Genomic DNA, 15285 nt, shown 5'->3' on the forward strand with positions numbered 1-15285 from the left:
TTTCTATGATGCTCGGGCTGCCTTTGTTGTCACGTGACAACTTCTCGGACAGAACATATACCAACTGAACGCAGCGACAGAAACTATCTATAAATTCGCTCCGCTTTGATCCGCTTAACGCATCTAAATTTGACCGATCGTAACCGTTATCGAGAAATTACAACGCCGCTGCGTTACAGCCTAGTTGCTTGTCACGTGACAACTCCCCAGGCAAGCAATCGAACCAGCCACTGGCTTACGCTTACTATCGAGCGTTGATTGACATAACCGAAATCCACATCCCAATCGAATCAAGCTCTTCCTGTCGACACGCAACATCGACTGCGACCAATTCCCGGCGACTTGTCACGTGACAACTACGCCCCTCGACGACATCCGTAAACCGGCCAATCAGATTCGCAAGGGGCTCTGTTAGCGCCAAAGGCACTGCCATTCCAAAAGTCTCTGCGATCGAGTTTCGTCACCGACGCCAATGACAGTCGAATTTCCTTCAACCCTTTGCGCATTCTTCGTGACCGTAATCGACAATTTTATTTTTACTTGATCAGCATTCACGATTGGTTCGTTAGCCGTTCGACCTACTTGTCACGTGACAACAACAACGATCTCCAAGACATGCATCAAGCCGAACACTTTTCTGGACATTTCGATAACAACTGAATATATTACGCAAAACTCCTTGGAGGAATTTAATGGCTTTCAAGATCGCCGTCAGTAATCAAAAAGGTGGTACTGGAAAGACAACCATCTCCGTCAACATCGCGGCTGCGTTCGAGGCCGGTGGCAACAAGGTCGCGTTGATCGATGCCGACCCTCAAGGCACTTCCGTTCGGTGGGTGACGAGCGGTGAGAACACCTTGCCGATGACGGTCCTTTCGCTGGCCCCCGCCGGTCGCGGCATCGGCGGCGAAATCAAGAAGCAGGACGCAAACTTCGACGTGATCGTCGTCGACTGTCCGGGCAACCTCGAAGATCCGCGCATCGCGGCCGTGCTCGAAGTCGCCGACTTCTGCCTCGTGCCGCTGTCACCGTCGCCGGCGGACCTGTACAGCACCGTCGCGATGATTCGCATGATCGAGTCGATGCGAGCCGTTCGTAACCCGAATCTTTCTTCCGCATTAATGCTGAATAGTGTTAATGGAAAAACTAAAATGCGTGAAGAAATTTTAAAAATTCTAAGAGCTGAAGAAATTGGGGAGCATTTGCTCGACAGCCAGATCGCGCAACGCGAGGTCTACCGTCAGACGTTCGCACTCGGCACCACGATCCATCATCACAATCGATACCTGAAGGGGCTGAAGGAAGCCCGCGCGGAAATCGAAAGGCTGGTCACGGAAATGGCCCAATACATCGCGTCGACGCGCGCTACCGGAGCCGCCCATGGCTAAGGACACATCGAAAGACAAGAAGCCGACCGGCAACCTGCATCTCGCGGCCGGCCTGTTGCGCGGGCTCGCGCAGGAAAACGCTGCACTGGAAACCCGCTTGCCCGAGCCGCCGGCTGCACCGAACGTCGTCGACGCGACGCCCACCGCCGTGCCCCCGGCCGCGGTCGCACCCGCCGGCACACCGGATCTTGGCGCGCCGCAGAAGGTACTGGTCAAGGACTGCATCCCGAACCCGTTCAACCCGCGTGTGTTCTATTCGGAGTCGAGCCTGCACGAGCTCGCGCTGACGTTGAAACGGGAAGGGCAGATCGAGCCGATCAAGGTCACGCGGCTCCCGGAGTTTCCCGGCAAGCTCGTCGTGATCGACGGGCAACGCCGGCTGCGCGCGACGAGCATCAACGGCGACGAAACCATCAACGCCACGTTCCGCACGGACCACACGCCCGAGCAGCTCTATACGATCGCGTATCGGGCGAACCACGATCACGAACGCCAGACGATCTTCGACGATGCGGTCGCATGGAAGCGTCTCCTCGACGAGAAGGTCTTTCAGGACCAGAACACGCTCGCGGAGAAGATCGGCAAGGACAAGGCATCGATCAGCAAGACGCTGTCGCTCAACGCATTGCCCAACACGCTGCTGGAGCGGATGGCCAGCGCGAACGACGTGGTCGGCCTGCAGGCAGCGTACTTCCTGAAGCTGATCTTCGAGCGCCTGGGAGAACCGACGGCCGACCGGCTACTCACGGCCGTGATCGACCGGAAGAAATCGGTCCGCGATCTCGAGAATTTCCTGCGTGCGCAGAGTGACGACAACAAGAAAGCGGGACGCACGCGCTACAGCGTTCGTCACGACTTCGCGCTCGAATCGCAAGCGATCGGCCAGTTGAAGACCTACCCGGACGGGCGTCTGGACCTGCAGCTCAAGGGCGTCGACACGTCCCATCAGGAAGCGCTCGCCGACAGGCTCAAGACCGTTATCGACGCCTACGTCGCCGAGCTGGCAGCCGCCACGCAAAAGTAACGCGCCCAAGCAAAAGGCCTCGCATCCGCGTTGCGCCGCGAAACCGGACGGTGAAGTCCGGCGCACGGCGCCCTCCCGGTTGCGAGGCCTTGTTCAGTTGCTTGCGAGACTGCTTTTGAGCAGGAATTCCAGCAGGTCGTCCGAGGTCGGTTCGCCCCAGGTATCCAGCGCCAGCCATCGGAAAAAGCTGGTCTGCGCGAGCTTGCTCGCCTTCTTCTTCGGCGACAGCGTGAGATCCTTCGAGCCCGCCACCGTCTCGTTGTAGCGATCGATCAGCTTGGTCTGGTCGTCGATCTCCAACTCGCGGAAATACGCGCCGGCTTCCTCGACCTTCGCCGCCAGATATTTGTCGCGAATCTGCTCCTGCTTGCTCTGCGAGGATTCCTTCGCCGGTGCGGCCGCTTCGGTTCCCTGCCCGTCGGCCAGCGTGTAGCCGTGCGTCAGCGCCTTGCGGAAATACGCGGCCACGTTGTCGACCGGCGCCGCGTTCTTCTTCGTAGTCCGATTGAGCGTATAGGCAATCGCCGCCTTGATGCGCTGCACGCCGTATTGCGTGATCAGCCGGCGGGCTTCCGAACGCGGAATGCCGAACTTCGCGACCTCCTCGACCAGCGCTTCGTTCTTGACGTCGCCGTCTTCGACCGTATCGGCACTCTGCTTGCGCGTCACCTTGAACTGAACGGCTTCCACGCTGCGGCCGGACTTGTGTTCGATCAGCTCGAGCGTGTGATCCGATACTTCGTTCACCTCCTGAATGCACGGCACCAGGACCTTGCTCTTGAACAGCTTGTATTCCTTGTACGACTGCGACGCCTTGTCCTGGCCGAGAATGAGGTCGCGGAATTTCGGCAGCGGAATCTTCGCGGTAATGCCGATCCCTTCGTAGCGCACCGTGTTTTCCCACAGCGCGAGCGAGTGTGATCGCCGGAATTCGCGGGCGATCCGCATATCGATCAGCGCGTAGATTTCCGGGTTGAGCAGCTCGCTGCGAATCTGGTCGGAGAAGCTGTACTTCAGCACCGATTGCTCGAGCTCCGCGCCCGCGAGCAGGCCCGACGCTTTCCAGACTGTCGAACGGTCCGCGGCCAGGTAGTCCCAGTTGACGACGGTACTGATCAGCGAGTTGACCGTGTCCTTCACGTACTTCGTGTTGTTGCTGTTCAACCCGCTCTCGTGCGAAAGCGAGGCGATCGAGATCGAGAAGCTCGTCCGGCCCGGCTCGAACGCCTCCTGCCGAAGCGCGTTCTTGATCAGCGAGCTGAACATCTTGCGCTGCTGCAGACCGATCTTTCCCGACTTGGGCGCGATATGAATCGCCTGGACCGCCTTGCGCAGCAAGTCGGGAGGCTCGGGTGTCTGAAACAGTGAAACCTGTTTGTCTGAGCCTTTGCTTGCGGGCTTGCGCGGCATCGTGATGTCCGGATAAGGTGACCTTGTTGAGAGCGGACTTTATACCTTCTCACGCCGCAGAGCAACGCCCTCGCTCCAGCATCACTTGCAATATCACGGCTAACCTTCAGATGCAAAAGGGAAATTCGTGATGAAACAATCTGCGCGGGGCCCCATATCCATCTACCTTTTGGCCAAAAAACCTCCCACAAGAAGCTACCTTTCGGGTCCGGCGACAGAAACCCGGCACGAGATTTGCCCCAGGGAAGGTACCCATCCATGGGGGCAAACGAGCGGAATCGCGATCGACGACCGGATTCGTGGTGCCTTGCAACACGCAGCCGTTTTCCTCCCATAACGGGCTACCTTCATCGACTCCCATGGACAGCTACCTGTCGGCAACCTTCGACATGGGCGATAGCGTTACTTTCGGCCTCGAAGGGAGAAATCGCTCCCATAAACGGCAACCATTCGGTTATCCCATAAGAGGTTACCTGTCCGCGACATCGATCCTGTCTATGGGAGCAGCCAGCAGAGAGGTCCTGGTGAAACACGCTCGGCCGGCCCGATTGACCACCCATAAACGGTTACCATCGAGAGACACCATAAACGGCTACCCGAAAAAAATCACTGTGCACGCAAGCACTTACGGGTCAAAAAAAACGTCCCATAAAAGGCTACCTGCCTGCGTTCCCATAGACGACTACCCATCTCGTTTTCAGGCTGATTTCCCATAACCGGGTACGCTTGCCCCATATCCACAGCCCCGATTCCCCACAACCCGGTACCCAAAACCCCAAATCCACAGACCTGAAACCCCAAACCCTTCCACCTGTGCTCCCATAAATGGGTACCGAACATCGGTCAAACCCTTGTGGAATAAGGCTGTGAGCCGTCTAAAAGTAGTTAAAGAAGTAAACGTGGTTTACCAAAGATGTAAACACACGTGTGCTGTCACAGAAAGACAAGCCCCATAAACCGCTACCCATGGGATCCGTCTATGGTTCGTTAAGTATCCCGCTGCTTCGATTCAGGCCTGCTGGACAGAGCCTGAGGCCTTGATGGAACAAGCCCTCAGGCCCAACAAGGGTTCCCGGAGAGGTGAGTGCCCACTCACAACACCTAAAAGTAGAAACCTATGGGAGGAAACCGGGCAGAAATCACCGGTTTCCGCATTCAGGTTCCCATCTATGGGACCGAAAAGCCGGGGCCGCGACGACCCGCGCTCCTGTGATCGACAGCCAAATCGGATCAGCGACCGAACACATGAACATTGTCAGTTTCACCCACAGCAGTTCGAAATCACCCTGGACGGCACGCGAATGGTTTTTTGTACTCATGCTTCCCGTTCTGTGGACAAGTTTTTTGCCGGTCGTCTACCGACGCTTCTCGTTACATTTAGCCTGTGGACAGTGCACAGAGGAAATAGACGCGGCTTGCTTCCCCGCCCCGAGGTTCCCCAACTTTCTACCTTTGGATCGACCGAAGAGTAATGCTGTGCTCTTGAATGGCAACGAGAGGCCAACACAGCCTCCCGGAAGCAAGAGTCGCCTCCGCTTTACCAGCCGCACAGGTGGCCGGCTCCTGGGCCGATCTCGTGAGTGTTACGAGCCAACGTGAAGATGCGGCCGCTGAAGAAGCTCACCGCAATCGAATTCGAATAACGATCCCGAACATTCTCACCGTCAGAAACTTCCTGATCCCGGAAAAGCTCACCGGCGACGCGTCCCACAGGTATATGCAAGCTGTGCAGCCGCGGCATCCGCAAGGGATACTCGACGGCCAAAATCGTCAAATGAAAAATCTGTGGCCCGCGCGCGTTGCCTGACGTGTTCACGAGCAGAGTCGGGCCGACTGACAAGCGTTGTCGCGGCATCAACACGACGCGCAACGTCTGCCGGACGGAGTATCGCAATGCTTGTGCGGCTCCCCCCGCGCATTCGTGAGGGGGTTCCGGTCAACGTCTTCACCCTACGCCGAGCGTCTACCCATTTCGCTATACACACCAGACGACGTCGCCTTCCGGTGCAGTAACACGAGACGATCGCATCGATCACCGGACGAGCCGAATCGTGGCCGTTTATGGGAGAACCCGTCGCTGGAGCCGCGTCGAGCGGCAACATTGCACACAGATCGACAACTATTGCGGTGATTGCGCTTCATGTGACGAAGATCACCGCAAGCATGAGCGTGCTGCTAACACCACCTATGAAACAGCAATCGGCATGCGAGCTAGACACGACGATACGAATGTCATCGGAATCGCGGCCGCGCATCACGCCATGTGATCGATCTTCATCACCGAAGCATGCTGTACGTCCGACGTTTCCGCTGCCTCGACCGCGCGATCTTCACGCGCGCCGAAACGCGATGTACGTCCCTGTCTCTTCCGCGCGACGGTAGAGCAACGTCCACGTGTTCTCCCATACGTGTATCCCCAACTCCGTTTGCACGTTGGCGCCACATTTTTCACGACGCGGTTATGATGCACAGGTCCCGATCGCGACATGACGACCGATCAGGACAGGGGCGGTATCTCGATGGTCTTTCCAACCGTGATAATCATCAGAAAAGAGAGTTCAGCGATGCGAATCCAGATCAGAAAACTCACGCTGGCTGCTACCGCAGCCGCGTTCCTGTTCGGCTCGGCAGTTCCTGCATTTGCCCAGACCGACGCCGCCAGCACGCCTCCTGCACAGGACGCCAAGGCGGCGAAGAGCCAGGCACGCAAGGCGGCCAGGGCTCAACGCAAAGCGGAGCGCAAGGCTGCGCGCGCGAAAAACACCGCCGAGCTGAAGAAACTCGAAGACGCCGGTTACAAGCCGGCGGCCAACGACCCGAACTATCCGCAGAACCTGCAGAACGCGGAGAAGAAAGCCGCCGGCGCAAGCCAGTAAGCGCCGTTCGGCGGCAAGCTGCGATACGATCCGCGGCTTGCCGCGTGCATCGCGGTCACGCGATGCACGTCAAAAGCAGAATGCCGCTCATGAACGAGCGCAAACCCGATCCGCGCATTTGTGCTATTTGATTCGGAATCCTACATTGAATGGCGGGCATGACCGGCAGGTCGATACGGTCAGTGCTGCGCGCCCGATGCGGCTGCGTTCCCCGTCACCTTCAGCCAGTCCTTGAAGGCACACACCGCCTCGTCGTCCGCGCGCGCGGACGCCACATACGTGAAGTAGCGCCACGGCGGCAGAGCCGGTTCGCTGAACGGCTGCACGAGCCGGCCTTCGGCGATGTCGTCCGCGACGAGCGCGATCGGCCCCATCGCGACGCCGAGTCCGTCGAGTGCGCCTTGCAGCGTCAGGTAGAAATGCTCGAGCGTGAGCGAATGTCGCGGCACGAGATTCGGATGCCCGGCCGCCGCGAGCCATTCGGGCCACATGCCGGGATAGGTCGCCGCGTGCAGCAGCGTGAAGCCGGCGAGATCGGCAGGCGTACGCAACGGCCGGCCTTCCAGCAGCTTCGGCGCACACACCGGCAGCCGGACTTCGGACAGGAATTCCTCCGCGACGTAACCGTCGATGGCTTGCGGGCCGCCTCGAACGATCAGGTCGACCTTGTCGCGCAGTTTCTCGATCGGCTCGTTCGACGTCGACAGCCGTACCTCGATCGTCGGATGGGCGACCTGGAACGACGACAGCTTCGGCACGAGCCAGCGCAACGAAAACGTCGCGGGCGCGCTGACGCGCAGCACGCGCTGCTGCGCGTGGCCGAAGTGCTGCGCGGTGGCGAGCGCGATCCGGTCGAACGACGCACCGACTTCGGCGAGATACGCGCGGCCGGCGTCGGTCAGTTCGACCCGCCGGTTGTGGCGTTCGAATAGCGGCCGTCCGAGCCACGCCTCCAGTTGCTGCACGTGCCGGCTGATCGCGCCGTGCGTCACGCACAGCTCGTCGGCGGCAAGCGTGAAACTGCCGAGTCGGGCGGCTGCTTCGAACGCGCGTAGCGAATTCAACGGAGGAAGACGTCGGGCCATTGCATCGTTTCGCGTGAAATTTACTCACGCGATAGTTCAGGTTTAATCGTTTGATCGGGCGATCCAGCTCCGCCAATATGGCACACAAACGGCCGGCTCGGCCGAACGAGTGTCTGAATTTCTCACATGGAGTGCGGAGCATGCCGAACGTGGTGGTCGTGGGTGCGCAATGGGGTGACGAGGGCAAGGGGCGCGTCGTGGACTGGCTGGCGGCTCAGGCCGACCTCGTCGCACGCTACAACGGCGGCCACAACGCGGGCCATACGCTGGTCGTCGGCGGCAAGACGTACAAGCTTGCGCTGCTGCCGAGCGGCATCGTGCGCGGCAAGCGCGGCGTGATCGGCAACGGCGTGGCGCTCGATCCGGAAGCGCTGCTCGCGGAGATCGCGCGGATGGCCGAGCTCGGGCTATCGGTGACGCCGGACAACCTGTCGATCGCCGAGAACGCGACGCTGGTGCTGCCGATTCACCGCGCGATCGACCAGGCACAGGAGCGCCTGCGCCGCGAACCGATCGGTACCACGCTGCGCGGGATCGGACCGGCTTACGAGGACAAGATCGGGCGTCGCGGGCTGCGCGTCGGCGATCTCGCGGAACCCGGCCGGCTCGCCGACAAGCTCGACGTGCTCGTCGACCATCACAACGCGTGGTTCCGTGGCCTGGGGCTCGACGAGTGTTCGCGCGACGCGATGCTGGCGACGCTCGTCGATCTCGCGCCGAAGATCCTGCCGTTCGTGCGTCCCGTCTGGGCCGACCTCGACGACGCGACCGATCGCGGCGAGCGCATCCTGTTCGAGGGTTCGCAGGCCGTGATGCTGGACATCGACTGGGGCACGTATCCGTTCGTGACGTCGTCGGGCACTGTCGCATCGGCGGCAGCGGCCGGCACGGGCCTCGGCGCGTCGAAGCTCGGCCACGTGCTGGGCGTGACCAAGGCGTATGCGACGCGTGTCGGCGGCGGCCCGTTCCTCACCGAGTTGACCGACGCAACGGGCGAAACACTGCGCGCACGCGGGCAGGAATTCGGCGTCAACACCGGCCGGCCGCGACGCTGCGGATGGCTCGATGCCGCGCAGTTGCGCCAGGCGGTCAGGATCTCGGGCATCGATTCGCTGACGCTGACCAAGCTCGATGTACTCGACGGTTTCAAGTCGATCGAGCTGTGCGTCGGCTACGAACTCGACGGCGCGCGGGTCGACCATCTGCCCGCGAGCCTCGACGCGCAGTCGCGCGCGAAGCCGGTCTACGAACGGTTCGACGGCTGGCATGGCACCGTGAAGGGCGTGCGCGAGCGTGCGGCGCTGCCGCGCGCCGCACAGGATTTCATTGCGCGCATCGAAGCGGTAGCGGGCGCGCCGGTATCGATGATCACGACCGGTGCGGAGCGCGACGACACGATCGTGTTGCGTAATCCGTTCGATGCGGCGGCCGCCGCGTAACGTGCCGTCGACGGCGTAAATCGCGGATCGGCATCGTGGTCGCCGGGTAGTTTTTGCCGACCCGACGTAGTTTGCGTGCCGGCGTGTTCGATCGCGTACACGCCCGGCACGGACGCGGCGCGAAGGGCGGCTCCACGATACGATTCGGCGTCCGGATCACGCCGCACACGGCGAACTGGACACGCCTGCAGCGCTGCTGTACTGTTCCGCACAATTCGCGCCAGACCGGCCTGCGCCGGAGCCGCCGGCACCACGGCCGCACGGCGGCGCGCCGTGATCTCAATCCCGGGGACAGGCCGATGGACACGTTACAGATGATGCGCATTTTCGTCCGGGTCGCGGAGGAGGGCAGCTTCACGAGCGCGGCCCAGCGCCTGGACATCACGACGGCATACGCATCGCGTTCTGTCGCGCAGCTCGAAACGCATCTGCGCACGCGTCTGCTCAACCGCAGCACGCGCCGCATCGCGCTGACCGACGCCGGGCAGCGCTATCTCGATCGTTGCCAGCGCATCCTTGGTTATATCGACGAAGCGGAAGCCGAGGCGGCGGACGCACAGGCGAAGCCGTCCGGACGGCTGCACGTTCACGCGACGACGAGTTTCGGCCAGGCCTATGTGGTGCCCGCGGTCGTGCGCTACCGGCAGCGCTATCCGTCGGTCGCGGTCGAGCTGACGCTGTCGCAGCACGTGCCCGACATCATCGACGAAGGTTACGACGTGTCGCTGCAGTTGAGCACGACGGAGCTACCCGATTCGGGGCTCGTGTCGCAGCGGCTCGGCGAGGTGCACAGCGTGCTGTGCGCGTCGCCCGCGTATCTGAAGGAGCGCGGCACGCCGCGCACGGTGCGCGAGCTCGAAGGGCATGCGTGCCTGCAGATCGTCACGCCGGTGTTCCCGCGCGATCGCTGGCATCTCGACGGCCCGGACGGTCACGAGACGTTCGACCTGCCGTTGCCCGATTTCCAGGTGAACATCGCCGATGCGCTGGGTGCCGCACTGCGCGCCGGCCTCGGGATCGGCTCGCTGCCGATGTCGTCCGCACTGCCCGCGCTCGCGAGCGGGGCGCTGGTGCGCGTGCTGCCCGAATACCGGTTGCAGAAGCTGACGGTCTACACGCTGTACGCCTCGCGTCAGTATCTCGACGCGAAGATCCGCACGTTCGTCGATTTCCTGCGCGAATGCGTGCCTGAAATGCTGTCCGCCGACGAGGCCGCGCTGAACGCGTCCTGCAAATCCTGAGTCAGCACTGCCGCTGTTCATATGCGCGTTTTGCTCCGGAAAATGAAATAATCCGTAGTCCTGCATTTAAGGCGGACGTCGACGATGCGATCGCGATCGACCCGGGAAACGACGCCCCCGGCAACCAGCACGTCCTTATGAAATCGCTTGCTTTCGATATCGAACATCGTTGGTTCGATGCGCGGTGCCAACTTCCTGGAATCGGTTCGACCTGCTTCATCGCGTGCGCGCGGCGGTGCAGCCGGCCCAGTATTCGCTCAACGGGGGAACGGCAGGCAGCGCGACGTCGTCCGGAAGCGGGTACACGTACGGCCGGCCGCCACGCCGCTCGACGGTACCCGGCAAACAAAAACGCCACGGATGAAAGTCCGTGGCGTTTTTGTTTGCGTCGGCTTATCGCGAGCGCGTCGATCGCGTATTACTGCGGCTTCGCCCAGAGCGTGCGGCCGAAGAACGTAAGCGTGCGATCCCACGCGATTTGCGACCACACTGGATCGAACTGCGTGCCGGAGATGCGGCCGGTGCCGACGGCCGTTTCGTTCGCGAATCCGTGATGCGCGAGATAACGATGGAATTCGACACCGACCTTCGCATCGGTCAGCTTCTTTTCCAGCGCGTCGACCTGGTCGATCGCGAAGAATGCATCCTGTGTGGCCCAGTGGCCCATCAGCGGCACGTTGAGCTTCGCCGGATCGAGGTAGTCGAGCGGCGGGAAGCCGTACCACGTGACGCCCGCGTCCGCGTCGGCGAACTGCAGCGACAACAGCGTCAGCGCACCGCCCATGCAGAAGCCCGTCACCGCGACGCGCGGAGCCAACGTCTTCAGATATGTGACGGCGCCGGGAATGTCCTGCGATGCGGCGTCGCCGAAATCGAGGCCGGTCATCAGGTGGTGTGCCTCTTCTTCCTCGACCGTCGACTTGCCGCGATACAGGTCGGGCACGAGCGCGAAGTAGCCGCAGCGCGCGAGGCGATCCGCGACGCCGCGGATCTGGTCGTTCAGCCCCCACCATTCCTGGATGACGACGACCGCGGGCGCGCCTTCGGTCTTTTCCGGCCTGGCGAGATAACCCTGTAGTTCCTGGCCGTCCGGGCGGCGAAACGTGATCATGGAACCGGATGCTTGAGACATGAAACCGCTCCTTTTCAAAAATGCGATGAGTACGGCAGCGGGCCGGCCAGCGGGCGCGGTGACGATCGGACATGCAGGGCGTCGTGGTTTCGCTCGCGTTCGTTTCGGCCGACACCGACCACGCGGCCATTCTATGCGCAAACGCCGGCTGCCTGCGTGAACGGCGCTGCGCGGCGCGCGATCGGCGGGGGCGTGTCGATCGACGGTCGCGATCCGGTCACGGAGCGGATCACCGAAAAGCGAACACCCCGCGCCCGATGAACGGGAGCGGGGTGTTTCGTTTGCCGCGCGCAGATCGGAACGCGCCGTGTGCGTCGGGCTTACTGGCCGAAATACACGGAGTCGCGGCCATCCTGCTTGACCGCGATTGCGCGGCCGGCACGCACGCCGGCGGCGGCTTGTGCGCCGTAACCGGTTTCATCGGCGTTCGTTACGCGGGCCTGTGCCGTCTGCAGCGCGCGGGGGTAGTACTGATCGGAGACTTCAGGCTTGTAGCCGGCCTGTTCGAGCTGGACGAGTTCCGCGCGCACCTGGGCACGCGTCAACTGGCCCGACGGGTTCGATTGTGCGAATGCGCCATACGAGGCGGACAGGGCGGTTGCGGCGACGACAGCGTAGATGAGCGACTTCATGATGACCTCCGGTTTCGTTGATTTCGCGCTTCGCTTGTTGCGTTCAGCGGTTGATTGCATCGTAGCGATCGCGTTACGGGTCGGAAATACGCGTTCCAGCGAATAATTATTGCAACTGGGTAAACAATTCGCGGGAATTAGCGTTTTTGTCTGGTGATTGCGGGCATGCCGGAGGGCCTGTCGGCTCCCGCTGCATAGGCGTAAGGCGCAGCCTTTCGGGTCTCGATGTGATCGATCGACCAGCGGCCGCGTGACGATCAATTGAATCGCATTCCGAAGTATTTGGGCGAGATGGTCGGCATGGCTCATGCACTTCCGCGTCACTTGGTCGGGGCCGCCTGACGCTTCCGATATTCGGCGGGCGTGATCCCGACGTGCCGGGTGAATGACCGCCTGTGCGTATCGACATTCGCGAAGCCGCATTTCGCGGCGACCTGTTTCTGCGTGTCATGCGTGTTCTCGAGCAAATGACGAGCCGCCGTGTTGCAGGCGCGCCTGTTTTTCGCCGGCGATGCGCAGCGTTACCGTCTCGGCGTCAATTTCAATCAGATTCCGGTGAACGCGCCGAAGTGTCTCTTGGTGGCCACGCTCCGTCGAAGCATGATCGAGAACGCTTCGCGAGCACCGCCGAGGGCGGAATCGCCTTAAGTCAGTAAAAAAGTTGTTACGTAACAATCACCAGATGTTTCTCTGATTTTATATACTGAATAACTGCATCACCTCACCCAGGCGAATCTTCGATTCGCAACCGCCGGAATCTGCTGCCAGACAGCCGGCCACATCCGCTGGCTCCTTCGCCGACGCTTGGCGGACAGGCCACAACGGCTCTCCCAACTCGCCCCCACAAGTCCTCGGCAAAACGCCTATAATGATTGGGCAAATTGCCGGGGAGTGATCATGAGTACCATCGCTTTTCATCCTTCGGGTGTCGCGCATCCGCGTCAGGCCGAATTCACGATTCTCGAGCAGCTACTGGCGATCCGTGTCCGATCGGGTGCCGATCTTGCCGAGCTGGCGAGCGCACGTGTCGACGTCTCGGTGATCGACCGGCTGTCGGAGCGCGGGCTGAAATCGGACGAGCTGGCCTTCATCATCCCGCGCCGCACGCTGAGCCACCGTCGCCAGGCGCACGAACGCCTGTCGCCGGAGGAATCCGACAAGGCGATTCGCCTCGCGCGCATCGTCGCGCAGGCGACGGCCACGTTCGGCGACCAGGACAAGGCGATGGCGTGGCTGCGCAACGGGCTTCAGCGCTTCGGCGGCCGCACGTCGCTCGACATGGCGAGCACCGAGCATGGCGCGCGGCTCGTCGAAGAGGTCCTCACGCAGATCGACGAGGGGTACTTCGCTTGATGACGCTGTGGCGAATCAGCAATTACGCCGACCTGAAAGGCATCGGCGGGTTGCGCGCCGGCGGGCGCTGGCATTTTGCCGGACAGCCCGTCGTGTATCTCGCCGAGCATCCGGCACTCGCGTTGCTCGAGACGCTCGTGCATTTCGAAATCGCCACCGTCGCGCAATTGCCGAGCGGATACCAGTTGCTTCGTATCGAGGTGCCGGAATCGGTGGACGTCGCCGAGATCGCGGAAGGCGACGCGCCGGACGACTGGCAAACGAACGTCGACTGGACCCGCAGCGCCGGCACCGAGTGGCTGCATACGCAGCCGAGCGCGCTGTTGCGCGTCCCGAGTGTCGTCGTGCCGCACGCGCACAACTTCCTGCTGAATCCGCTGCATCCGGCCGCGCCCGAGATCCGCGTCGCGGAAGTCATGCAATCGCCGTACGACACCCGGATTCTGCGGCTGATCGAGTCGAAGCCGGGCGAATAGAAAAAAAGAACAGGGCCCGTGCCGTGAGCTGGTTCAACGCTCGTGTGCGGCGCGATCCGCGGCCGCATCGGGCGGCAGCGTCTGCCGGATGCGCGTGACCGTTCGCGTACTGACGAGACCGAGCATGGCGCTGACATCGGCGTGCGTGTGGCCGGCGAGCAACTGGCGGCGCGCATACGTGTTGCGCAGCACGCGCGGGCTCATGTCCGCTGCGTGGAAGCCGATCGAGGTCAGCGCGTCGCGCACCACGAGCAGCAGAAACATGTCGTTCATCGTGCCACCGCCGCGCGGCGCGGGAAACAGCAGTACCGATGCCGGTGCGTCTGCCGAGCGCGCACGCCATGCGGCGAGCGGCGCCAGCGCGAACGCGGCGAGTTCGATCCGGCGCGCCGGCCGCGCGCGATCGCGCGGCACGGACAGCGCCGGCGGCAGCGCGTCGAGATCGGGCGCGTCATGCGTCGTCGCGCGAATCTCGGCGGACGTGATGCCGCTCGCAAGCAGCAGCGCGACGATCGCGCGATTCCGGCAGTCGGCCGGCGTGTCGTCCGATCGCGGCTGCACATGGCGCTGCAGCGCCGCGTCGGCGTCGGGCGGCAGGTAGCACGGCTCGGGCTCGCCGTCCGGCCACGCGAGATGGCGCGTCGTCCGGCCGGCCGGATGGATCGTCCGCACGCCGGTGTCGACCAGATGCCGGCCCAGCCGGTCGATCAGCTTCGCGTAACGCACGCGGGTCGAGGTGCCGGGCGCGCACGTGCGTTCGAGCTCCGTCAGGAAGGCTGCGACGTGGTCGGGCCCGAACGTGGCCAGCGACACGCCGTGCGCGATCAGATGGCGGAGGAACCGTTCGAACATCGCGACGTGCTGCACGACCGAGCGCGGCGCGAACGGCCGGCGGCCGGCGCCGGTCGCGGTGGTTTCCTGCCATGCGCGAAAGGCGCCGACGGGATCGTGAATCCAGCGATTCGTATCCATCCACGATTTATAGCCGGACGCGGTGACGCCGGCAATCGTCCCGATGTCCATTCCAATCCGGCCGGCCCGTGCAATGCAACCGGCGCATCAGTGCGCGGCACGCGTGTCGTCGACACGTCGTCGCGCATCGTCAGGTCAACAAGCAAACAAGCACGAGCAGCTGCGTGATGCAGAACCGGAACGCGTCCGGTACGCCGTTCCATTGCTTCGACATCCACATCCCGAACCATTCGCCGCTGACCACGGCGGCAGGAATT

13 protein-coding genes and 3 pseudogenes are annotated in these 15285 nt (G+C 62.2%); 8 read left to right on the forward strand and 8 right to left on the reverse strand.

Going from position 1 to position 15285, the window contains the following annotated elements:
* The first annotated feature begins 692 nt into the window (after positions 1–692).
* Together AC3WLY_RS15045 and AC3WLY_RS15050 are read left to right on the forward strand one after the other, a co-directional pair.
* Positions 693–1388 (forward strand): AAA family ATPase, encoded by a 696-nt coding sequence (locus AC3WLY_RS15045; protein ID WP_175963963.1) that lies wholly within the window; start codon positions 693–695, stop codon positions 1386–1388.
* On the forward strand, positions 1381–2412 hold the full coding sequence (locus AC3WLY_RS15050; RefSeq protein ID WP_175963964.1) for a ParB/RepB/Spo0J family partition protein: 1032 nt from the start codon (positions 1381–1383) through the stop codon (positions 2410–2412). The genes AC3WLY_RS15045 and AC3WLY_RS15050 overlap by 8 nt, the downstream gene beginning before the upstream one ends.
* Before the next feature lie 93 nt (positions 2413–2505).
* On the opposite strand, the gene AC3WLY_RS15055 is transcribed toward AC3WLY_RS15050, so the two are convergent.
* Entirely contained in the window at positions 2506–3822 is a 1317-nt protein-coding gene (locus AC3WLY_RS15055; RefSeq protein ID WP_175963965.1) for a replication initiation protein, read from the reverse strand.
* Between the two features lie 1537 nt (positions 3823–5359).
* Entirely contained in the window at positions 5360–5638 is a 279-nt protein-coding gene (locus tag AC3WLY_RS15060) for a hypothetical protein (protein WP_492332684.1), read from the reverse strand.
* Between the two features lie 748 nt (positions 5639–6386).
* Here AC3WLY_RS15060 and AC3WLY_RS15065 point away from each other — a divergent pair.
* Positions 6387–6698 (forward strand): hypothetical protein, encoded by a 312-nt coding sequence (locus AC3WLY_RS15065; protein WP_072440343.1) that lies wholly within the window; start codon positions 6387–6389, stop codon positions 6696–6698.
* Between the two features lie 179 nt (positions 6699–6877).
* On the opposite strand, the gene gcvA is transcribed toward AC3WLY_RS15065, so the two are convergent.
* The gene (gcvA, locus tag AC3WLY_RS15070; protein ID WP_175963967.1) at positions 6878–7783 is read right to left on the reverse strand and encodes a transcriptional regulator GcvA; all 906 of its coding nucleotides are present in this window, start codon (positions 7781–7783) and stop codon (positions 6878–6880) included.
* A 140-nt stretch (positions 7784–7923) separates the two neighbouring features.
* Here gcvA and AC3WLY_RS15075 point away from each other — a divergent pair, with 140 nt between their 5' ends.
* Both AC3WLY_RS15075 and AC3WLY_RS15080 read left to right on the forward strand, forming a co-directional pair.
* A complete protein-coding gene (locus AC3WLY_RS15075) occupies positions 7924–9222 on the forward strand; it encodes an adenylosuccinate synthase (protein ID WP_492308646.1) in 1299 nt (432 codons plus the stop codon).
* Between the two features lie 299 nt (positions 9223–9521).
* The gene (locus tag AC3WLY_RS15080; protein WP_310144247.1) at positions 9522–10463 is read left to right on the forward strand and encodes a LysR family transcriptional regulator; all 942 of its coding nucleotides are present in this window, start codon (positions 9522–9524) and stop codon (positions 10461–10463) included.
* Between the two features lie 418 nt (positions 10464–10881).
* Here the strand turns inward: AC3WLY_RS15080 and AC3WLY_RS15085 are convergent, their stop codons facing one another.
* From AC3WLY_RS15085 to AC3WLY_RS15095, 3 genes and pseudogenes are all read right to left on the reverse strand, one after another.
* A complete protein-coding gene (locus AC3WLY_RS15085) occupies positions 10882–11595 on the reverse strand; it encodes a dienelactone hydrolase family protein (RefSeq protein WP_072440335.1) in 714 nt (237 codons plus the stop codon).
* A gap of 320 nt (positions 11596–11915) precedes the next feature.
* Positions 11916–12227 carry a DUF4148 domain-containing protein gene (locus AC3WLY_RS15090; RefSeq protein ID WP_175963981.1) on the reverse strand — a complete coding sequence of 104 codons (312 nt, stop codon included), beginning with the start codon at positions 12225–12227 and terminating at the stop codon, positions 11916–11918.
* Between the two features lie 320 nt (positions 12228–12547).
* A pseudogene (locus AC3WLY_RS15095) lies at positions 12548–12709 on the reverse strand (helix-turn-helix domain-containing protein); the annotation flags it as partial.
* Between AC3WLY_RS15095 and AC3WLY_RS15100 the strand changes: the two are divergent.
* The 3 genes and pseudogenes from AC3WLY_RS15100 to AC3WLY_RS15110 all read left to right on the forward strand — a co-directional run.
* Positions 12708–12800: pseudogene (locus AC3WLY_RS15100) on the forward strand (catalase); the annotation flags it as partial. The pseudogenes AC3WLY_RS15095 and AC3WLY_RS15100 overlap by 2 nt on opposite strands.
* A 324-nt stretch (positions 12801–13124) precedes the next feature.
* Positions 13125–13580 (forward strand): Xre family toxin-antitoxin system antitoxin, encoded by a 456-nt coding sequence (locus AC3WLY_RS15105; RefSeq protein ID WP_031403156.1) that lies wholly within the window; start codon positions 13125–13127, stop codon positions 13578–13580.
* Entirely contained in the window at positions 13577–14056 is a 480-nt protein-coding gene (locus AC3WLY_RS15110) for an RES family NAD+ phosphorylase (RefSeq protein WP_175963970.1), read from the forward strand. Before AC3WLY_RS15105 ends, AC3WLY_RS15110 begins: the two co-directional genes overlap by 4 nt.
* A gap of 33 nt (positions 14057–14089) precedes the next feature.
* On the opposite strand, the gene AC3WLY_RS15115 is transcribed toward AC3WLY_RS15110, so the two are convergent.
* On the reverse strand, positions 14090–15028 hold the full coding sequence (locus tag AC3WLY_RS15115) for a site-specific integrase (protein WP_425130673.1): 939 nt from the start codon (positions 15026–15028) through the stop codon (positions 14090–14092).
* An 87-nt stretch (positions 15029–15115) separates the two neighbouring features.
* Positions 15116–15269: pseudogene (locus AC3WLY_RS15120) on the reverse strand (DUF2165 family protein); the annotation flags it as partial.
* Positions 15270–15285: the final 16 nt, after the last annotated feature.

This window comes from Burkholderia sp. FW306-1C-G01B (genome assembly GCF_058781685.1).